Genomic DNA, 20,456 nt, shown 5'->3' on the forward strand with positions numbered 1-20,456 from the left:
CCGTCATAGGGCACGGCTATTAACGGCAAAGCCGGCGCGCTGGCAAGAGCCGCCGCGCCGGCGTTGAAGGGAAGGGTGCCCGGGTCCGGGCCGGTCCGGAGTGGCCCGGATATGTCGTCCGCGTCAGTGCCCGCCACCTGTCGTGCGGGCACGTCGCGTTTGCGGATCAGAGCGCGTCCATGTTGATGCCGATGGTGATCGCGCCGATCGGCGCGCCGCTCTCGTCGCTGATCGTGACGGAGGCCTGCGACTGCAGCGCCTGGGTGGACTCGTCCTTCTCGACCGCGTCGACGAAGATCGCGTCCTTGCCCGCGCCGAAGCTCTTGTTGAACTTGTCCTCGTCGCCCTGCCAGTAATCGGAAGTGACGTCGCTCTGGCCGACGTTCAGCCCCTTGTTGTCCATGACGAAGAGCTCGGAGATCGTGCCCTCAGATGCCGCCTGCTTTTCCTGCAGCATCTTCGAGAGATCGTTGCCAAGAACCTCGCTGATCATCGGCCGGTCGGAGGTTTCGACCTCGGCTCGCCATTTCTTGTCGAGCGCGTCGATGTCGGCGGCGGAAAGGCCGGCATGCTTTTCGTTCTGAGCCTTGATCGCGGCGATGACGGCCGGATCGGAGAGCCAGGGGACGACGTTTTCCTGGACATAGGCGGTGACGGGGGCGACATGCGCCTCCTCGGCGCTGGCCAGGCCGCCGGTGGCGGCAAACGCACAGAGTGCGATCACGCTGGTGAGAACTTTCTTCATCAATGGGGTCTCCTCATGGGTTTGGTTGGGGCGCGGGACCATAAGATCCTCCGGATCCCGCATGGAGGTCATGTTGGCGAAAGGCCGTCAGGCAACGCGCCGGACAGGCTGGGTTGTTTCCATGTCGAGCTCGAAGCGACCGGCGGCTTCCTGCAGCAGGCGGCTCTGGTTCAGGAGGTCGTGGCAGGCGGCAGAGGTCTCCTCGACCATGGCCGCATTGCGCTGGGTCGCCTGATCCATCTCGTTGATGGCATGGTTGATCTCGCGAAGGCCGGACGACTGTTCGCGATAGGACGAGGCGATCGCGACGATGGTCTCGGCGATATTGCCGATGCGGCCTTCGATCTTGAGCAGGGCCTCGCCGGTTTCGTTGACGAGGTTGACACCGCCTTCGACCTCGGCGCTGGAAGCGGCGACCAGGTGCTTGATCTCCTTCGCCGCGGTGGCCGAGCGCTGGGCGAGTTCCCGCACTTCCTGGGCAACGACGGCAAAACCCTTGCCGGCTTCTCCGGCGCGGGCTGCTTCCACGCCGGCATTCAGCGCGAGCAGGTTGGTCTGGAAGGCGATCTCGTCGATGACACCGATAATCTGGCCGATCTGCGAGGAGGAATTCTGGATGCGGTCCATGGCGCCGATCGCGCGGCGGACCACCTCGGCGGATTCGCCGGCCTCCGATTTCGCCTCGTTGACCATCCGGCCGGCGCGCTCGGCATCCTGCGAGGATGTCTGTACGGTCTTGGTGACCTCGTCGAGCGCGGCGGCGGTTTCCTCAAGCGAGGCGGCCTGCTGCTCGGTGCGCTTGGCCAGTTGCTGTGCCTGGTCGGCGAGCTCGCCCACACCGCTTTCGACGGCCACCGATGCGGCCTTGATCGAGGAGATGGCATCCGAGACGCTCCCGACCATGTTGTTGAAATCGACGCGCAGCTGTTCGAAGTCGGGGCCGAGTTCCTGGAGGCGGGTGGCGAGCTGTCCGCCGGACAGAAGCGACAGAGCTTCGCCGACGCGGTCGATGATGCGCCGCTGGGTCGCCGCGGCTTCCTCACTCATGGCCGCGTTGCGGGCGCGTTCCTGGTCAAGCGTCGCCTGTTGCTGTTCGGCGCGGCTGCGCTGCTCGGCGGTCTCGATCGCGTCGAGCCGGAAGCGCTCCAGCGCCCTTGCGAGGAAGCCGACCTCGTCTCCCTTTTGCTGGAACATGACAGGCGTCTGCATGTCACCCTCCTGCAGTGCCACGATACGGCCGCTGAGAAGGCCGAGCGGACTTCCGACGAGGGCGCGCATGGCAACGAGGAAAGCAACGACGGCCACCGCGATGACGGCCGCCTGGATGGCGAGCGCGATCAGCGCATTGTTACGGGCCGTCGCGAGAACCCGGTCGGCCGACCATGTCGTGACCACGTAACCGGGTATCGCGCCACTCTTGTCGACCGGCAGCGGTGTCACGAAAGAAACCAGGCCGGCCTGCATGGAGGTTAGGTCGCTGGTCTGTTGCGCTGGCGCCGTCTTGGCAAGCGCGGCGATATCCTCGGCGGAGGGCAGGGTGTCCAGCCCCTCGCGCCGCCAGCTGTCGATAACCTTCTGTTCGGCGTTCACGGCGGTGAAGTGCACGAGGTCGAGGGACGGATCGTCACGATAGAGCTTGTAGGTATCGGCGACCGCATCGGCCTTGCCCCACTTCACGCCGCCGGCCGAAAGGTCCGCGAACTGGGTGGAATCCTTGCCCCAGCTCGCTTCCGCGAGGGTGAGCATCGTGCCTTTCTGGCTGATGAAGCTGTAGGTGGAAAGACCGATGACGCCCACGGTGTTGATCGCGACGATCAGCGCGGCGAGCTTGACTGTCAGGGACAGGGAATTCAGCAATCGGAACATATGTCGAGCGACCTCCAGGCGCTACGGGCAGGCGATGCGACGGCGCTCCAAAGCCACTCCTCGAGGCGTCGCGGTCTTTACCGCGCATCCGTCGTCCAGTGCGATTTTTAGTATTAGAACATTAAAAGATTCGTAAATAGGAATGTTGCGATATCTTTGTTGCATCATTCTCGGCCGTGTCACCGTTTCCAGCCTGCCGCAGACATCAAAAAGCCCGCGCCGGAGAGCGCGGGCGATAGAGACGGTAAGGGGGGCGGAGACGCCTTTGCGACCGCGCCTGCTAGCGCGACAGCAGCGTCAGCGCCGTCATCGAATCGAGCACCGTGCGGGTGACGCCGCCGAACAGCATTTCCCACCAGCGCTTGTGGCCGTAGGCGCCCATCACGAGAAGATCGATCGAGCTGTCGGACAGACGGTTCTCGATCGCCGCGGCGGGCGGCAGGCTGTTGTCGGTTTCGGCCCTGACGACCGTGACGTTGACGCCATGGCGCGCCAGTGTCGCGGCAATCTCGGCGCCGGCCATCTCGGACGACTGGGTGCTCGTCTCCGGCGGATCAACGCTGAAGATCTCCACCGTGTCGGCGGCCTTGAGGAAGGGGAGCGCGTCGAAGGTGGCGCGGGCCGCTTCACGCGAGCCGTTCCAGGCGATCATCACCCGCTTGATCGGCTTCGGCTGCTTCAGGATATAGGGCACGAGCAGAACCGGCCGGCCGCTTTCGAACAGGAAGCTCTCGAGTTCCGTCCGGCTCTCGGTGAGCAGGCTGGATTCCCCCTGGGCGGCGATCACCAGGTCGGAGGTGCGGGCGCTGTCGATCAGCGCCGCCGAGCTATAGCCGGCCGACGACAGGAAGCTGCGCCATTCATGCGAGGCGCCGTTGCGGCCAGCGATGTCGCGGAAAAGCTTCTCCACATTCATCGTCTCCGTATGCGCCATATCCTGCAGGGCCTGAACTGTGGTCGGGTCGGGAATCTCCATGGGAGCGACGATCGGCACGGCAGCGATCGTCTCGGCATGCAGGCCGACGATGTGCGACTGGTATTGTTCAGCGAGCGCGATGGAAAACTCCACGACCTGCGCTGCATTTTTCGGCGTGTCGAGTACGGCAAGAATTGTTTTATAGGCCATAATAAATCTCCCTTTGCGGCAAACGCGTCCCGCACGTGATTTTAAACAGGTTGGCGACGACCGGCGCCTTGACTTCGGTCAAATCGATATCCTGTCAGACCTATAATGCCCGGCCGGGCGGCTTGGTTCGGCTCAGACGGGTTCCCCGATCCCCGCTTTGGTCGCTGCGATCTCCGCGATCATCGCCAGGATGTCCTTTTCGGCGGCGTCGATACGTTCGGACTGCCGGGCGCGGATCACGAGTTCCGTGGAGAAGCGGTCGCCGTCGAACTTGGGATAGGAGCCAATGCTGGTCTCCGGATTGTTCTTCTGGATTGCGCCGAGCGCCGTGCCGATATCGCCTTCGCCGAAGGGGCAGGTGACCGAGCGGGAGAGAACCTTGGCGCCACCCGCAAGCGTCGGCACGACGTTCTGCACCATGGCCTGGAACACCTGCGGCACGCCGGCCATCACGTGGACATTGCCGATGATGAAGCCGGGCGCGGTCGACACCGGATTGGCGATATGGCGCGCGCCCTCGGGCATGCGGGCCATGCGCTGGCGGGCTTCGGTGAATTCCATGCCGCGTCGCTCGTACATGGCGGCGAGCAGTGCCATGGCGTCCGGATCGTGGACACAGGGCACGCCGAAAGCGCGCGATACGGCATCCGCCGTGATGTCGTCATGGGTGGGGCCGATGCCGCCCGAGGTGAAGACGTAGTGGTAGCGGTGCCGCAGCGCATCGAGCGCCTCGACGATGGCGTCCTCCTCATCGGAGACGATCCGCACCTCCTTGAGGTCGATGCCGGCCAGCGTGAGCACATCCGCCAGATGGCCGATATTCTTGTCCTTGGTTCGGCCCGACAGAAGTTCGTCGCCGATCGCGAGCATCGCGGCCGTCTTGATGGTGGTTTCGCCCATGATTGTGATCTCCGTATCGACCCCTAAGTAGCGCATCCGCGTGCGAAAGCAATCGCGTCGCCCGCAGCACGAGCTCCCGCCGCCTCTCGGGGAACCGGATAGTCTGCGTGCCGTTGACAGTGTGTCACCGTCACCGGGATTTCTGGAAGAGCCGGGTTTTGCTAGGTGACGTCATCGAATTCCAATCCGCACGGGAGAACTGGCATGACGAAGGTACTGGTCCTTTACTACTCGGCCTATGGCCATATCGAAACCATGGCGAACGCCGTTGCCGAGGGCGCCAAGTCTGCAGGCGCCGACGTCGTGATCAAGCGCGTTCCGGAACTGGTGCCGGAAGAGGTGGCCAAGGCCTCCTACTACAAGATGGACCAGGCCGCCCCGATCGCCGATCCGAACGAACTCGACCAGTACGACGCGATCATCGTCGGCGCCGGTACGCGTTACGGCACGGTCGCCTCGCAGATGCGCAATTTCTGGGATCAGACCGGCGGCCTCTGGGCCCAGGGCAAGCTGGTCGGCAAGATCGGCTCGATGTTCACCTCGACCGCAACCCAGCACGGCGGCCAGGAAACCACGATCATGGGCTTCATCCCCACCTTCCTGCACCACGGCATGGCCGTTGTCGGTCTTCCCTATGCCTTCCAGGGCCAGATGGGTGTCGAGCAGGTCAAGGGCGGCTCGCCCTACGGCGCCTCGACGATCACCGACGGCGACGGCTCGCGTCAGCCCTCCGAGATCGAACTGGAAGCAGCCCGCTACCAGGGCGCCCACGTCGCAAAGCTCGCTTCGAAGCTGTCCGCCTGACACGCCAGTCTCCGGGCGAACAGCAAGGCGCGGGGGAAACCTCGCGCCTTTTTTGGCATTGCTAAAATACTATATGTCAGAATGAGAGTGCGTTAGGTTTTGCTGGCTAGGTTCGCTTTCCGTAAAGGAGGCAATCCCATGTACGATCATGACCGTCGTCGCCACGTCCGCATGCGCGCCCTGAAGGCAGCGAGCCTGATTCTCGACAACAAGCAGTCGACCTTCGACTGCGTCATCCGCAACCTCTCGGAGGCCGGGGCCAGGATCGCGCTGGAAACGACGATAAACCTGCCGGACCGCTTCTTCGTGCAGTTGAGCGACGGCACCCGCCGCCACTGTGAAGTCCGCTGGCGCCTGGCAAAGGAACTCGGGGTCTCGTTCGACGCTCCTGAAGGCCAGGCCGCCTGACAGCCGTTGCAACCGCCCCATACCGTACCGCCACCCTCCCAAGGCGGCTTGACCTCGCGCGGCATCTGGTTGAAACAGATGCCGCGCGGACGTGGCGAAACTGGTAGACGCAAGAGACTTAAAATCTCTCGGCCTTAGGCTATACGGGTTCGATCCCCGTCGTCCGCACCAAGCTAGGTGTGCTTCGTCATGTGCATTGAAACTTTCTGATTCTTATCCACAGCAAGAAAGAACAAAAAGTGAACAAAGTCATTGTTCGCCGAGAATTTCTGTGTCAGAATGTCAAAAAATGACACAGCGGAGATTCGCGATCGTGACGGCTCAGGACGGAAAGGTAGAATTTGCGCGCTTGAGGGAGCAGGCCGGACTGACCCTTGAGGAGGCCGCAAGGGTGACAAAGGTCTCCCTTCGTTCCGCTTACCGCCACGAGAACGGGGAATGTTCCCCGACCCCTCTCGCACTGGATATGTTACGGCTCATGGCTGAAAGTCATCGCCCTCCCGAAAAGACAGTACGCTTCCGCTTCATCGACCTGTTCGCCGGTATAGGTGGCCTTCGAGTAGGTTTCCAGAATATCGGCGGAAAGTGCGTCTTTACCAGCGAGTGGGACAAATATGCGGTCGAGACATACCGCAAGAACTTTCCTTCAGACCCGGATCATGTTTTTGCCGGTGATATCCGCGAGTTTACAAGGTCACCGGAAGCGTTGTCCCGGATACCCTCCCATGATGTACTGTTGGCCGGCTTTCCCTGCCAGCCCTTCTCCATCGCCGGGGTATCCAAGAAAAACGCTCTGGGACGCCCGCACGGTTTCATGGACGCAACCCAGGGAACGCTGTTCTTCGATGTCGCGCAGATTATCCAGCATCATCGTCCCAAGGCTTTCCTGCTGGAAAACGTGAAAAACCTGCGCAGCCATGACGGTGGTAACACATTCCGGACAATCATGAACGTGCTGCAAAACGACCTTGGATACAAGGTCGAGACCCGCATCATCAGCGCTCGCCCTTGGGTGCCCCAGGGAAGGGAACGGATATTTATTGCGGGGTTCCGGGACCACCAAGTGGATTTCTCCTTCGACGATGTTGTGATGCCGGAGGGGGATGGGCCCACACTTGGAAGTGTGCTGCAGGCCGAGGTTGACGACAAGTATACGCTGACGCCCAAGCTCTGGAACTACCTGCAGGATTACAAGAAGAAGCACGAGTCGAAGGGTAACGGGTTCGGCTTCGGTCTCTGTGGTCCGCACGACGTCGCCCGCACACTTTCTGCCCGTTATTACAAGGACGGTTCGGAGATTCTGGTATACCAAGGCGAGGGAAAGCGTCCACGCCGCCTTACGCCCAAGGAATGCGCGCGCCTTATGGGGTTCGAGCGGGGCAACCGCGTATGGGAAATTCCGGTATCGGACACGCAGGCGTACAAGCAGTTCGGCAATGCGGTCGTCGTACCTGTTGTCGAAGCAGTAGCGGAAGCCATGAGTCCGTGGCTGCCGGGAGCCGAACAATCTGCCGAGGTAGTTACCTTCCCGTCTGATGCAGTGGAAGGTCCGAAGGTCGCCCATGGCTGACATTGTCTCCGGCGAGGTTCGCAGCAGGATGATGTCCGGCATCCGGGGCAAGGATACGAGGCCTGAAATGCTTATCCGGCGGGCCTTGCACGCGGGCGGCTTTCGTTACCGGCTTCACGAAAAGCGGTTGTCGGGCAAGCCTGATCTGGTCTTCCCTAGACTGCGCGCCGTCTTGTTCGTTCATGGCTGCTTCTGGCACGGTCACGATTGCCACCTGTTTCGTTTACCTTCGACGAGGACTGACTTCTGGCGGGACAAGATCGCCGGAAATGTTGAACGCGACCGGCGCTCTACAGAGGCGCTTCGTGACACAGGGTGGCGGGTCGGCACGGTGTGGGAGTGCGCCCTGAAGGGCAAAACCCGTCTGCCGCTGGCAAGCATTGTTGACAGCCTTGCGCTCTGGCTGCGATCAGATCAGGTTTTCCTCGATATCCGGGGAGCAGCCGTGTGATCTCCAAGGGGTTCCTGTCAGACTATTTCGAGGGCGTGGCCGTTAAGCGGCTCAGCGTTGTCGAGACAACGCCATCCGTCTCCAACCAGCACGAGTTCAACGCATCGAAGTCACTGCGCCGTCTGTTCGGCGACGATGACCGGAAAGGGATTCCAACGCGTTTCGTCTGGCTCGGTGGCGAACAGGAGGGCGTTACTGCCGAGAGCAGCATCACCTGGTACGACGCCCGCCGCAGGCATCCTACCCGCACCGAGTACCGCCTGTATTACCCCGCCAACGAGGTTACCGCCCTTATGGAGGCTGGCGACAGCTTTTTCCTTGCGCTGCGCAGGGACGGAACCGCTATGGCTATAATCACGCCGGCCGGAACCACCGTACAAAGCCAGCTCCAGTGGCTTTTCGGCCTCGAAGGCGAGCCGGAACTTGAATTTGCAGCGCGGGAGATAACCCGTGATGTGGATGCCGAGCTGGACTTCACTGTCCGCTATATTCTCGACGAACTTGGCATCGAGCCTGAGGAACCGGAGGCTGACAGGCTTGATGACCTGATAGAGCGGTTCGGCATGCGGTTTCCGACCACGCGGGAATTCTCGGAACTGGCGCGAACGTCACTGACGGAGGTCTCTGTTCATGATGATGCGGATGCGGTGCTTCTTGCCTGGCAGGAGCGTGAAGAGGCCATGTTCCGCAGGCTTGAGAGGCGTATCGTATCCGAGCGGCTGCAAAGCGGCTTTCTTGCGGAAGGAGGCGCCGATATTGACGGATTTCTGGCATTCTCCCTCAGCGTCCAGAATCGCAGAAAGGCTAGGGCGGGGCAGTCTCTGGAGAACCATCTTGAGGCTCTCTTCACCGGTCATGGAATTCGCTATGCGAGGGGCGCAGTGACAGAAAGCCGCAACCGGCCGGATTTCCTGTTTCCCGGCAGTGCTCAGTATCACGATCCCTCTTTTCCTTCCGATCGCCTCACCATGCTTGGTGCAAAGTCGACGCTGAAGGATCGCTGGCGGCAGGTCCTTGCGGAAGCAATGCGTATAAAGCAGAAACACCTGCTGACTCTGGAGCCGGCGATTTCCGGCAATCAGACAGACCAGATGCGCTCAGCAAACCTGCAGCTGGTTCTGCCCCGGCGCCTTCACGAAAGCTACCGTGACAACCAGCGCGACTGGTTGATGACGGTTTCGGATTTCATCGGCTTAGTTAAGGAACGCCAATAACCAGAAGCTGAAATCCCTCTCTTCACTCCTTGGCGATCGAGAACTTCTGTTCGAAGCTCGTCGAGCGTTTGCCGACGGTGTCGTTGACGGTGTAGCGGACCTTGTAGTCGCCGGCTGGGGCGCCTGTGACGTCGAGGGTGAGGTGGGTGTAGATTTCCTGGTTGCGGAAACGGCCGGTGAAGGAGAAGCTGCCGAACTTCTTCTGGGCGGCGAGCGTGTCGCCCTTGTAGTCGATCAGTTCGAGATCGACGTTGAAGGCCGAGGTGTAGCGCTTGTCCGGCAGCGTTTCCCAGGTGAGGCCGATCAGTTCCAGATAGGTGATCAGCGGCTCGCCCGGCTTGAAGACGGTGTCGGGCCGCGGCGTGTAGGAGCCGTAGGCGGCCGGCTTGTCGGTGGCGAATTCGGCAAGGCTGACGGTGAGCGGAAGTGTGGCGGCGAAGTCGCCGAAGGCTTCCTGCATTTTTGCATGCGCCGCTCGCGCGTCGCCGCCGGCTGCGAGAGCTTCGGCCTGCATCGCCGCATCCATGAGCGGCCCGGCTGCCGCTGTCTGCACCCCGAGACAGAGGCCGAGCACAGCGGTGGGCAGCAGGCGGTGCAGGCGGTGGAAGCTTATGGCGAGCACGGGCGATTCTCCTCTTTGGCCGCAGTGTTCGGGCAACCGCGACGGCCGTCAAGGGAGAGCCGTCACGTCCGCCAGAAGGTGGGCAGCAAAAGTACCAGGACCGAGAGAACCTCGAGGCGTCCGAGCAGCATCATCAGCGACAGGATGTAGAGCGAGCCCTCGTTCATCGTCGCGAAATTGCCCGACGGGCCGATCAGGTCGCTGACGCCGGGGCCGACATTGGACAGTGCGGTGAGTACCGCCGAGGTCGATGTCGCGAAATCGTGGCCGAAGGTCGACAGCGCCATCGAGCCCACGAACCAGATGAAGATGTAGGAGGTGAAGAACAGGAAGACGGTTCGCTGCACCTCGACGTCGACTGTCTGCGTGCCGTAGCGCACCGAATAGATGGCGGAGGGATAGATCAGCCGCTTGAGCCCGTTGTGGATGATGCCGAACATGATCACGAAGCGGTAGGCCTTGATGCCGCCCGCCGTCGAGCCGGAACAGCCGCCGGCGAAGGTGGCGAAGAAGGCGGCTGTGACGGCGAACGGCCCCCAGCCGAGATAGTCGTCGCTGGAAAACCCTGTCGTCGAGAGGATCGAGGCGAAGTTGAAGACGCCGTGCGTCAGCGCCCTGTGGAACGGCACGTCATTGGCGAGATGGTTGTAGATCGAGGCCGAGACGGCAAAAAACAGGAGATAGCCGAGAAAGACGACGATCTGCGGATCGCGCAGCGCATCGAGGCGGCCGCGCACGATGAACACGATCAGGATCGAGAACGGCAGGCTGCAGACCGTCATGAAGAAAGACGAAACCCACAGGATAGCATCGCTGCGGAAATAGGCGAACGATGCGTCGTGGGTGGAGAAGCCGGCCGTCGCGATGGTCGTGAAGGCATGGTTGATGGCGTCGAACCGGGTCATGCCGGCGAAATCATAGGCGATGGCGCAGGCAATCGTGATGCCGACATAGACCCCGATGAAGGCGCGGGTGAAGGTGGCAAGCCGCGCGAACGGCTTGTCGCCGGTGTCGGAGGATTCCATCTTGAAGAACGACATGCCGCCGACCCGGAGGAACGGCAGGACGAACAGGCCGAGCGCGACGATACCGATACCGCCAAGCCAGCAGAGCAGCGAGCGCCACATCAGGAGACCGGGCGGCATATGGTCGAGGCCGGAGAGCACGGTCGAGCCGGTTGTCGTGATACCCGAGACCGATTCGAACAGTGCCTGCGCGAAACTGAGCTGCGGCCCGGAAAACATCATCGGGATGGCGCCGACGACGGAGAAGGTGGCCCAGAGCACGTTGACGAGCAGGAAGCCCATGCGCTTGGTGAAAACCGGCGGCGGGCCGCGCGTCGCCATGGCCGCCGTCAGCGACAGCGCCCCGACCATGAAGGCGCAGGCCGCGAACACCTTCCAGTCGCTGTGGCCGTAATAGAGATCGACCATCGCCGGAATCAGCATGGCGGTCGAGAGATAAAGGCCGCAGAGGGCGGCGATGTAGATGGCGGAGCGGAGCTGCGTGGCGTTCAAAGGAAGGGGCGTCCCGATCGAGGTTCCGCGGAAAAGCGCTTGGTCTCCGCCTCATGACTATGCCATAGCGGGAGCCAAGATAAAATTCAACGGATTGACAGACCATGCGCGACAAGGTCGATGAGGCGGTCGGGGCCCTGCGCGGCCTGTTTCCCGAGACGCCCCTGCAACTCAACGAATATCTGAGCGGCCGCTACGGCGCCTCGATCTATCTGAAGCGCGAGGACCTGACGCCGGTGCGCTCCTACAAGCTGCGCGGCGCCTTCAACTTCTTCCGCAAGGTGATCGCCGCCGGCGGCTCCGACAAGACCTTCGTCTGCGCCTCGGCCGGCAATCACGCCCAGGGCTTTGCCTTCGTCTGCCGCCATTTCGGGGTGCCGGGCGTGGTGTTCATGCCGGTGACGACGCCGCAGCAGAAGATCGACAAGACCCGCACCTTCGGCGGCGAATTCATCACCATCCGCCTGTTCGGCGACATCTTCGACCAGTGCTATGCCGCTGCCCGCGAACATGTCGAGACGATCGGCGGCTACATGGTGCCGCCCTTCGACCACGAGGACATCGTCGAGGGACAGGCGACGGTCGCGGCTGAAATCGAGGCGCAATTGCCTGATGATGTCACGCCCGATCTTGTGGTGATGCCCGTCGGCGGCGGTGGGTTGTCGGCGGGGATGACGCGTTACTTCTCCGAATCGCTGCCGTCGGAAACCTTCGTCTTCGCAGAGCCGTCAGGCGCCCCCAGCCTGAAGCGGAGCCTGGAGGCGGGCGAGATCGTGACGCTGCCCAAGGTCGACAATTTCGTCGACGGCGCGGCGGTCGCCCGGATCGGCGATCTGAACTTCTCGCTTTTGAAGCGGTTTCCTGCCGATCAGGTCATGCTCCTGCCAGAAAACGCGATCTGCGTGACGATCACCGAGATGCTCAATGTCGAAGGCGTGGTGCTGGAGCCGGCCGGCGCGCTGTCGATCGCGGCTTTGGAGGCGATGGGCCGCGAGAGGCTGGAGGGCAAGACGGTGGTCGCCGTCGTCTCGGGTGGCAACTTCGACTTCGAACGTCTCCCGGACGTCAAGGAACGGGCGATGCGCCACGCGGGGCTGAAGAAATACTTCATCCTGCGCCTGCCGCAGCGTCCCGGCGCGCTGCGCGACTTCCTCAACCTGCTCGGTCCCGACGACGATATCGCCCGCTTCGAATACCTGAAGAAGACCGCCCGCAATTTTGGCTCGATCCTGATCGGCATCGAGACGCGCGAGCGGGGAAACTTCACCGATTTGCTCGGCCGCTTCGATGCCGCCGGCCTTGGCTACGAGGACATCACCGAAAACGAAATCCTCGCCAACCTGATCATCTGACGGCGTCCGGTCCGAGGCCCGCGTCCGCCATCCACTGGCGGGCGTTCTCGATCCTGTTGGTCCAGACATAGCCGGGGAAATGCTTTGGCACCCGCGCCCAGTCCTCCGGCGTGTCGATCCCGGCCGAGCCCGGATCGCCGGCGCCGTAGGGGCCAAGCAGGATGACCTCAGATCCTGCGGCCGCCATGCGGGCGTGGAAGCGCTCCGGCCAACCCCAGAGGAGCGGTGCGAAGTTGATCGGCACCGGCACCAGCCGGCCGCGACAGGCGTCCGGCACGTGACCGCTCCAGCCGAGCGCCAGATAGCCGAGCAGGCAGTCCTTGGCCGATGTCCTTGTATAGCCGGGAACGCCCGGCATGGCCGATGTCACCGCGTCGGTCGGCTCGTCGCCGCCGTAGACTCCGAACACGGTCTGTCGCGCGGCGGTATCGGCATTCAGCATGGCGACCAGAGCCGTTCCTTCCTCCGTCCGGCGGCTCTTGAAATTGATCAGGAATTTTTTGTCCGGAAAAGCCGCGAACACCTGCCCGAGGTCCGGCATCATGCCGACACCCTTGCCGCGGAGCGGGAAGGTCTTGCCGCCGTCGGCGGAATAGCCATGGCCGATGTCGGCGCGCGCGAGTTCGGAGAACGGCGTCTCTTCCGTGACGCCCGAAAGGTCGGTGCGGCAGTCGAGCGTCCAGTCGTGGAAGACCGCGAACTTTTCGTCGGGCGTCAGATGCACGTCGAGTTCGACCACGTCGGCTCCGGCCTCGAAAGCCGCTGCCATGGAGGGCAGGGTGTTTTCCAGGTAGGCGTGCGTCGGCGGATAGATGCGTTCGGCGGTGCAGGTGTCGTTGTCGAGGTCGGAGCGATCGAAGATCTGGTGCACGCCGCGATACGCGATCAGGCGGGGTTGGTAATAGTCGGGGAAGCTGCTGAACAGGCTTGTATTGCCGATCCAGAGCGCCAGGATGCCGATGGCCGCCACAAGCATGATACGTCGAATCATCAAATCTCCCTCGGTGGTTGGCTTACGCTTGTCGGCGAATCCGGCCTTTCCGTGTCCAGACGAAACGGGCTTTAGCCGCGTCGCGTCCTGTGGTAGTCGGGGATATGGCTTCGTTTCTCTCGCGCATCTTTTCCGCCTTCGGCGGCTCCAAGTCCGAAACACCCTCCGCCGGTCCCTCGGCGGAGCCGCAGGTCTATGAAGGCTTCACCATCGTCGCCACCCCGATGAAGGAAGGTGGCCAGTACCGGCTCGCCGGCCGCATCGAGAAGACGGTGGACGGCGAGGTTCTGCAGCGGACGTTCATCCGCGCCGACGTGTTCTCGAATACCGATGATGCGTTCGACTGCACCTTCCGCAAGGCGCGGCAGATCATCGATCAGAACGGTGCGTCGCTGTTCGCCGACGGCGAGAAAAGCCGCCCGGTCTGAAGACGCCTGCTGCACTGCCGCATCGGTACGCACTCCGCACCGCCCGACCGAAGACGCGCCGCGGAACAACGGAGACGCGAGGCGAAAGCTAAGTTCTCGCGATCACTCAATTTTAAATGATTTCCGCTTAGCTGGCCGGAATTGCTTTTCCGGGATGTTGCAGTGCGATTTCATTCAAGGCCTTTTTTCAGGGTAACCGCCCTGGCCGGCTGCCTTTGTTTCTCTGTCCTGGCGGGGGCGCCTGCCCACGCCGCCGGGGATGTCGCCGCCTCCGCCCGCAATCTCGACCTCGCATGGCTGATGACCGCCGCCGGCCTCGTGATGCTCATGCAGGTGGGTTTTCTGTTGCTCGAGGCGGGCATGGTTCGCTCGAAGAACTCCATCAACGTGGCGCAGAAGAACCTCCTGGATTTTGTGTTCGGCGTGGTCGCCTTCGCCGCCATAGGCTTCATGCTGGCCTTCGGCACCTCGGGCTGGCTACCGGTCGGGATCGACCGGGATTTCTTCTTCCTTCGCGCACTCGACACCTGGGAAGCCGGTTTTTTCGTCTTCCAGGTGATGTTCTGCGGCACGGCGGCAACCATCGTGTCGGGGGCGGTCGCCGAACGGATGAAACTGTCGACCTATGTCCTCGGATCGCTGGTCCTTTCCGGCTTTATCTATCCGGTCTTCGTGCACTGGGTCTGGGGCGCGGCGCTGGGAGCCAATGACGGTGCCTTCCTCGGCAATCTCGGCTTTGTCGATTTCGCCGGCTCGACCGTCGTGCATGCGACCGGGGGTTGGATTTCGCTCGCCGCCTGCATGGTGATCGGAGCCCGCCGCGGCCGTTTCGGCGAGGACGGGCGGCCGCGCCGCATGGCCGGTCACAGCCCCGTGCTGTCGACCACCGGCGGTCTCTTGCTCTTCATCGGCTGGATCGGCTTCAATGGCGGCTCGACAACGGTTGCCTCGCCCGATATCGCGCCGATCATCCTCAACACGGTGCTTGCCGGCGGTATCGGCACCTGCGTCGGCTATGTCATGGGCTATTATCAGGATCGCCTCGTGCTGCCGGAAAAGTCGCTCAGCGGCATGCTGGGCGGCCTCGTGGCGGTGACGGCGGGCTGCCACATCCTGACGCCCGGCGGCGCCTTGCTGATCGGCGCGCTGGGTGGCGCGGTCGCCATCTGGGGCATCAATTTCATCGAACGGGTAATGCGCATCGACGATGCTGTCGGCGCGATCGGCGTCCACGCCTTTGCCGGCGTCGTCGGCACGCTCGGTCTCGCCCTGCTTGCCCCTGTCGATCTCTTGCCGGCCGGCGGTCGTCTGTCGCAACTCTACATCCAGGCCTTCGGCGCCGGGTTGAATTTCTACTGGGCCTTCGGCCTCGGCTATGCCTTCTTCTGGCTTCTCAACCGGTTCTCCACGGTTCGCGTGTCCGAAGCCGCCGAGGATGTCGGCCTCAACGTCGCCGAACATGGCACGCGGCTTGGTGTCGGCCATGTCGAGGACGCGCTGTCCGGCCTCGTCGACGGCACCGCCGACCTCAACCATCGCCTGCCTGTGGAGGCCGGTGACGAGGCGGAGAAGCTGACCGCGCTCTTCAACCGGTTGATGGACAATATCCAGGAAACAGAGCGCAGCCGCGAAGAGGTCAAGAGCCTGCGCCGCGATCACGAGGAGGCCGAGCGCGTCGCGACGCTCGCCAACGCGACCTTTGAGGCGATCGTCATGCACGAGAACGGCATCATCGTCGACGGCAACCAGAAGCTTGCCGAACTGCTCGGTAGGCCGCTCGACGACCTGGTCGGCACGTCGATCCTCGACTTCCTGCCGGGGCAGGACCGCCAGATGGTGGAGCGGGCGTTGTCGACCGAAAGCGAAACCAATCACGAGATCACGGTGGTCACCGCCACGGGAGAGCGTGTTCCGGTGGAGGCGAGGGGTCGCAACATCACCTTTCGGGGACGCAAGATGCGGATCGGCGCGCTGGTCGACCTGCGTGAACGGAAAGAGGCCGAGCGTCGTATCCGGCATCTCGCCCAGCACGATCCACTGACCGGGCTCGCCAACCGGGCGCTGTTTACCGAGAAGCTGCAGGAAAGCGTTGCCCGCGCCACTAGCGGCTGGGGCTGTGCCGTCGTCCTGATCGATCTCGACCGCTTCAAGGATATCAACGACATCTATGGCCATCCGGCCGGGGATGCGGTGATCCGCGAATGTGCCGTCCGGCTCTGTGCCGCCCTCGGCAGTCACGATCTCGCCGCGCGGCTTGGCGGCGACGAGTTCGCGGTGATCCTCGCCAACGCCTCATTCGAGGCGCAGCTCGACGATTTCGGGCGACGGCTGATCACGGCCTTTCGCGAGCCGATCGACATCGGCAACGGCAACATGATCCGCTGTGGCGCGAGCATCGGCGCTGCGCTCTGCCCGGAACATGCCGGAAACGTCGAGGACATGATCGGCCGGGCCGACATGGCGCTTTACCATGCCAAGAATTCCGGCCGGAACACCTGGCGGATCTTCCGCCCCGGCATGACCGAACTGGTGGAAAAGCGCCGGGCGCTCGAGGGCGACCTCGACCGGGCGCTGGAGGAGGGCGAGTTTTCGCTGCATCTTCAGCCGCGCGTCGATGCCCGTTGCGGCGAGATCGACGGATACGAGGCCTTGCTGCGCTGGTGCCGCCCAGACGGCGGTTGGGTCAGTCCCGTGGATTTCATTCCGGTCGCCGAGGCCTCCGGCAAGATTATCGCCATCGGCGAATGGGTGATCGCCGAGGCCTGCCGCGTGGTGCTTACCTTGCCGCCTGAGACGCGGCTGTCGCTGAATGTCAGCCCGATACAGTTCCGGCACGCCGAGTTTTTACATCACCTAACGGAAACAGTTGACCGTTACGGCATCCAGCCGAGCCGCTTCGAACTGGAGATCACCGAAAGCGTGCTCATCGATGACGACCGCCGCGCCCTGCAGATCCTGAAGGACCTGAAGCGCGCCGGGTTCAACATCGCGCTGGACGATTTCGGTACAGGCTATTCCTCGCTCAGCTATCTGAACCGCTATCCATTCGATGCGATCAAGATCGACCGCAGCTTCGTCGCCAATCTCGGTATCGAGGCGAGCGCCGAAGCGATCGTTCGCACGATCATCGATCTCGGCGGTGGTCTCGGCATGAAGGTCGTGGCGGAGGGCGTCGAGACGATGGAGCAGGCGCTCTTCCTCGCCCGCCACGGCTGCGACGAGTTGCAGGGCTTCCTGCTCGGCCGGCCCGTGCCATCGGCAGAAGCGCCCCATAAGATCGAGCGGGCGGTCGCAACGGCGCTGCGATCGGCCTCTGTCACGGCTGCGCCCCCAGCAGCCGCCATGTCCGGCAGCTAGTCTGCCTCTTGTATTATACGCATGTATAAGGTGCATGCTCTTCAAGGCGCCGGGGCGATTCGCCGGGCGTGAACAGGCAGGACGAATGCGAGATGAGTGAGTTTTTGAACCTGGGGCTGCTGCTGGTCGAGGCGGTCGTCTATTTCTCGCTGATGACCGTGCTTCTGCATTTCCGCCACCGGATCGGCCTCGGCGTGTTCCTGACGGCGCTCGGTGTCATGCATTTCGTCGAGACCTATCTCGCCGCCGTCTTTTATGTCTCACTGCCGTTCGGGGTGGTGTCGCCGGGGTCCTCGGTCTTCTTCGCCGGCAAGGTGATGCTGATCCTGATGCTCTACATCAAGGAGGATGCCGCCGCTGTTCGCCAGCCGATCTACGGCCTGTTCCTCGGCAACCTCGTGACCCTGCTCGTGGCGCAGATCGTGCTGCTGCACGATCCGGTCATCCTCTCGCCCGACCAGATCGTTGACATGCCGTTTCTCCGCAACATGGGACTGCTGATGCTCTGGGGAACGGCGCTGCTCTATATCGATTCCATCGGCATCATCCTGCTTTACGAGCGGCTGGGCCGCTGGGCACCCCGCTGGATGGTGTTGCGCTTCGCCGTCGCCGGCATCGCCATCCTCACCTTCGACCAGATCGGATTCTATGCGCTGCTGCATTATCTTTACGACGCGCCCGGCGAGGTGTTCTGGGGTGGTTGGAAGGCAAAAATGCTGGCGGGCTTCTTCTATGCGCTGCTGTTCGGCCTCTATCAGGCGGCCTTTCGCGACCATGGCGTGGTCTTCTCGCGCCGTCCGATCGGCGATGTCTTCAACGATCTGACCTTTCGCGAGCGCTACGAGGATCTCCTGGCTCGCACCGGTCGCGACACGCTGACCGGCGTCTACGACCGCGGGCGGATGGAGATCGAGGTGCCGCGGCTCATCCGCGATGGTCTGCGCGAAGGGACCCAGGCGAGCGTTGCGATTGTCGACGTCGATCACTTCAAGTCCGTCAACGACCGGTTCGGCCACCAGAGCGGCGATGCGGTTCTAAAGGATATCGCCGCCCGGCTGGCGGCGTCGCTCAGGCCGGACGACCATCTGTTCCGCTATGGCGGCGAGGAATTCGTGATCCTGATGACCCGCACGGATCATGCCGAGGCGTTGGCCGTTGTGGAGCGGCTCAGGCAGGAAATGGCCACCGGTGTCGCCAACGAGGCGGGCGAACCGATGACCATCAGCATAGGCCTCGCGACGGCACCGGACGACGGCCACAGCTTCAATGCGCTGCTGAGCACCGCCGACCAGCGGCTCTACGAGGCCAAGAGCGCGGGACGCAACCGGGCGGTGGGGCGGTCGTCCCGCGACATCTGACGAAGCCTGCCTCAGGCAGCGCGGGCAAGATCCCGGGCGCGGGCGAGCGCGCCATTGACGGCATTCTCGGCCGCGTCTGGGCCGAAGGCGACGCCCTCGATCCGGATGGTCTCCACATCGGTGATGCCGATGAAGTGCAGCACCGAACGCAGATAGGGCTCGGCGAAGTCGAGCGAGGCCGCCGGGCCGGACGAATAGACGCCGCCGGATGCCAGCACGATATAGGCCTTCTTGCCCTTCACGAGGCCTTCAGGACCGTTTTCCGTATAGCGGAAGGTGCGCCCGGCGCGGGCCGCATGGTCGATCCAGGACTTGAGGATCGACGAAATGCCGAAGTTCACGAAACCGCTGGAGAGGATCAGCGTATCGGCGGCGAGCAGTTCGTCGACGACCGCGTCGGAGATCGCGATCGCCTCGCTCTGCTCGGCGGTGCGCTGTTCGGCCGGAAGCCGGATGGCGGAGGAGAAATCCGCGCCGATATGCGGCAGCGGGTTCTGCGCGAGGTCGCGCTCGACAATGGCGGCGCCGGTCGCGGCCTTGAGATTTTCGGCAAGTTCCACCGCGATCTTGCTGGAGATGGAATCGTCACCGCGGGTGCTGCCGCGAACGAGAAGAATGGAGGACATGGGACACCTATCGATGAATTGCATGGAGCGGATCGTCTGGGAGGACGTCTCTGCTCCAGAAATAGGACTGGCAATTCATCGATGAAACTGGGATAATATCGATCACATCAATCCAGAAAATGGATGGAATGCCATGCTTCCCAATCCCACGCTCGATCAGTTGCAGGTGTTCGTCGCCGTCGCCGAGGCCGGAAGCTTTTCCGCCGCCGCCCGGCGCCTGAACCGCGCCCAGTCGGTCGTCTCCTACACGATCGCAAACCTCGAGGCGCAACTGCAACTCGCCCTTTTCGACCGCAGCGCCCGCAACCCGGTGCTGACGGCGGCCGGCCGCGGCATTCTTGAGGATGCGCGGCGGATGATGGCAGACCTCGACACCCTGCGCGCCCGTGCCTCCTCTCTGACCCAGGGGCTGGAGGCGGAGGTGCATCTTGGTGTCAGCGTGCTGGTGCCGGAGCATGTGACCGTCGACGTTCTGCGCCGGTTTCAGGAGACCTTCCCCAATGTCGCATTGCGGCTGACGACGGGGTCGCCGTTCAGGGTCATCGACATGGTGCACAAGGGCCAACTGAGCCTCGGCATCGGCGGCCAGAGCCCGCGCGATCTGGAGGACGTCGCAAGCGAACGGATCGGCCTGTCCTTCATGGCCGCGATGGCCGCCCCGGACCATGCCCTGGCGAAAGCGGGCCGCCGCCTGCTTCTGGCGGATGTGCGCGAGGAAACGCAGATCGTCGTCGCCGACGACACCGGCGTCACCGGGAACAACGATTTCAACGTGTTTTCGCGTCGCGCCTGGCGGGTGAGCGACATGGGCACCAAGCGGCAGCTCTTGATCGCCGGTCTCGGCTGGGGCGGCATGCCGTTGTCGGTCGTCGCACATGACATCACCGAAGGCCGGCTGGTCCAGCTCGACGTCGAGCCCTACGAGCCGATTGACATGCCGGTCGAGGCGCAATGGCCGAGGGCATTGCCGCCCGGACCGGCGGGACGCTGGCTGCTGGAGCAGTACCGGCAGTCGCTGTCGCACTGCCCGACATCGCTCGGCACCGCGTTGCAGAAAATGGCTCCGGCCGACACCGCGCCGCAAGACGCGGCAGCGGTGTTGCTGGCAGGCGAGTAGGCGG

The 20,456-nt window shown here is 63.1% G+C and carries 18 protein-coding genes and 1 tRNA gene; 11 read left to right on the forward strand and 8 right to left on the reverse strand.

All coding sequences use genetic code 11. The features are described from left to right. Nucleotides 1-166: 166 nt before the first annotated feature. From J5J09_RS09500 to J5J09_RS09515, 4 genes are all read right to left on the reverse strand, one after another. Entirely contained in the window at nucleotides 167-745 is a 579-nt protein-coding gene (locus J5J09_RS09500) for a hypothetical protein (protein ID WP_208549534.1), read from the reverse strand. Nucleotides 746-832: 87 nt separating this feature from the next. Continuing rightward, on the reverse strand, nucleotides 833-2,611 hold the full coding sequence (locus J5J09_RS09505) for a methyl-accepting chemotaxis protein (RefSeq protein ID WP_208549536.1): 1,779 nt from the start codon (nucleotides 2,609-2,611) through the stop codon (nucleotides 833-835). A 280-nt stretch (nucleotides 2,612-2,891) separates the two neighbouring features. Next, the gene (locus J5J09_RS09510) at nucleotides 2,892-3,737 is read right to left on the reverse strand and encodes a universal stress protein (protein ID WP_208549537.1); all 846 of its coding nucleotides are present in this window, start codon (nucleotides 3,735-3,737) and stop codon (nucleotides 2,892-2,894) included. 132 nt (nucleotides 3,738-3,869) lie between these two features. Beyond that, on the reverse strand, nucleotides 3,870-4,637 hold the full coding sequence (locus J5J09_RS09515) for a competence/damage-inducible protein A (RefSeq protein ID WP_208549538.1): 768 nt from the start codon (nucleotides 4,635-4,637) through the stop codon (nucleotides 3,870-3,872). Between the two features lie 204 nt (nucleotides 4,638-4,841). Here J5J09_RS09515 and wrbA point away from each other — a divergent pair, with 204 nt between their 5' ends. The 6 genes from wrbA to J5J09_RS23010 all read left to right on the forward strand — a co-directional run bounded on the left by wrbA (nucleotide 4,842) and on the right by J5J09_RS23010 (nucleotide 9,084). Further along, complete coding sequence (gene wrbA, locus J5J09_RS09520; protein WP_208549540.1) at nucleotides 4,842-5,441, forward strand: NAD(P)H:quinone oxidoreductase type IV; 600 nt, start codon at nucleotides 4,842-4,844, stop codon at nucleotides 5,439-5,441. Nucleotides 5,442-5,579: 138 nt separating this feature from the next. Next, complete coding sequence (locus J5J09_RS09525; protein WP_208549541.1) at nucleotides 5,580-5,849, forward strand: PilZ domain-containing protein; 270 nt, start codon at nucleotides 5,580-5,582, stop codon at nucleotides 5,847-5,849. A gap of 85 nt (nucleotides 5,850-5,934) precedes the next feature. Next, nucleotides 5,935-6,020, forward strand: a tRNA-Leu gene (locus J5J09_RS09530). A 142-nt stretch (nucleotides 6,021-6,162) separates the two neighbouring features. Continuing rightward, nucleotides 6,163-7,419 (forward strand): DNA (cytosine-5-)-methyltransferase, encoded by a 1,257-nt coding sequence (gene dcm / locus J5J09_RS09535; RefSeq protein WP_348646432.1) that lies wholly within the window; start codon nucleotides 6,163-6,165, stop codon nucleotides 7,417-7,419. Next, on the forward strand, nucleotides 7,412-7,870 hold the full coding sequence (locus J5J09_RS09540) for a very short patch repair endonuclease (protein ID WP_208549543.1): 459 nt from the start codon (nucleotides 7,412-7,414) through the stop codon (nucleotides 7,868-7,870). The genes dcm and J5J09_RS09540 overlap by 8 nt, the downstream gene beginning before the upstream one ends. After that, nucleotides 7,867-9,084: a type II restriction endonuclease gene (locus J5J09_RS23010; protein WP_208549546.1), complete on the forward strand. Its 1,218-nt coding sequence runs from the start codon at nucleotides 7,867-7,869 to the stop codon at nucleotides 9,082-9,084. Before J5J09_RS09540 ends, J5J09_RS23010 begins: the two co-directional genes overlap by 4 nt. A gap of 22 nt (nucleotides 9,085-9,106) precedes the next feature. Here J5J09_RS23010 and J5J09_RS09550 read toward each other — a convergent pair whose 3' ends face one another. Then, on the reverse strand, nucleotides 9,107-9,706 hold the full coding sequence (locus J5J09_RS09550) for a hypothetical protein (RefSeq protein WP_208549547.1): 600 nt from the start codon (nucleotides 9,704-9,706) through the stop codon (nucleotides 9,107-9,109). Nucleotides 9,707-9,768: 62 nt separating this feature from the next. Then, nucleotides 9,769-11,223, reverse strand: coding sequence for a TrkH family potassium uptake protein (locus J5J09_RS09555; RefSeq protein WP_208549548.1), 1,455 nt, complete (start codon nucleotides 11,221-11,223; stop codon nucleotides 9,769-9,771). Nucleotides 11,224-11,327: 104 nt separating this feature from the next. Between J5J09_RS09555 and ilvA the strand changes: the two genes are divergently transcribed. Continuing rightward, nucleotides 11,328-12,575 carry a threonine ammonia-lyase gene (gene ilvA / locus J5J09_RS09560; RefSeq protein ID WP_208549549.1) on the forward strand — a complete coding sequence of 416 codons (1,248 nt, stop codon included), beginning with the start codon at nucleotides 11,328-11,330 and terminating at the stop codon, nucleotides 12,573-12,575. On the opposite strand, the gene J5J09_RS09565 is transcribed toward ilvA, so the two are convergent. After that, the gene (locus J5J09_RS09565) at nucleotides 12,568-13,566 is read right to left on the reverse strand and encodes a glycerophosphodiester phosphodiesterase family protein (RefSeq protein ID WP_210387950.1); all 999 of its coding nucleotides are present in this window, start codon (nucleotides 13,564-13,566) and stop codon (nucleotides 12,568-12,570) included. The genes ilvA and J5J09_RS09565 overlap by 8 nt on opposite strands. Before the next feature lie 104 nt (nucleotides 13,567-13,670). On the opposite strand from J5J09_RS09565, the gene J5J09_RS09570 reads away from it, so the two are divergent. The 3 genes from J5J09_RS09570 (at nucleotide 13,671) to J5J09_RS09580 (ending at nucleotide 18,709) form a co-directional block, all read left to right on the forward strand. Then, nucleotides 13,671-13,994, forward strand: coding sequence for an HlyU family transcriptional regulator (locus tag J5J09_RS09570; protein WP_208549551.1), 324 nt, complete (start codon nucleotides 13,671-13,673; stop codon nucleotides 13,992-13,994). Nucleotides 13,995-14,156: 162 nt separating this feature from the next. After that, nucleotides 14,157-17,351, forward strand: a complete 3,195-nt coding sequence (amt, locus tag J5J09_RS09575; protein ID WP_348646433.1) for an ammonium transporter — start codon at nucleotides 14,157-14,159, stop codon at nucleotides 17,349-17,351. 92 nt (nucleotides 17,352-17,443) lie between these two features. Continuing rightward, complete coding sequence (locus J5J09_RS09580) at nucleotides 17,444-18,709, forward strand: GGDEF domain-containing protein (protein WP_208549556.1); 1,266 nt, start codon at nucleotides 17,444-17,446, stop codon at nucleotides 18,707-18,709. 11 nt (nucleotides 18,710-18,720) lie between these two features. On the opposite strand, the gene J5J09_RS09585 is transcribed toward J5J09_RS09580, so the two are convergent. Continuing rightward, nucleotides 18,721-19,335: an FMN-dependent NADH-azoreductase gene (locus J5J09_RS09585; RefSeq protein ID WP_208549558.1), complete on the reverse strand. Its 615-nt coding sequence runs from the start codon at nucleotides 19,333-19,335 to the stop codon at nucleotides 18,721-18,723. A 133-nt stretch (nucleotides 19,336-19,468) separates the two neighbouring features. Between J5J09_RS09585 and J5J09_RS09590 the strand changes: the two genes are divergently transcribed. After that, on the forward strand, nucleotides 19,469-20,452 hold the full coding sequence (locus J5J09_RS09590; RefSeq protein ID WP_208549559.1) for a LysR family transcriptional regulator: 984 nt from the start codon (nucleotides 19,469-19,471) through the stop codon (nucleotides 20,450-20,452). Nucleotides 20,453-20,456 lie beyond the last annotated feature (4 nt).

The sequence above is a fragment of the Ciceribacter sp. L1K22 genome (genome assembly GCF_017599385.1).
In the GTDB taxonomy this organism is placed as follows: domain Bacteria; phylum Pseudomonadota; class Alphaproteobacteria; order Rhizobiales; family Rhizobiaceae; genus Allorhizobium.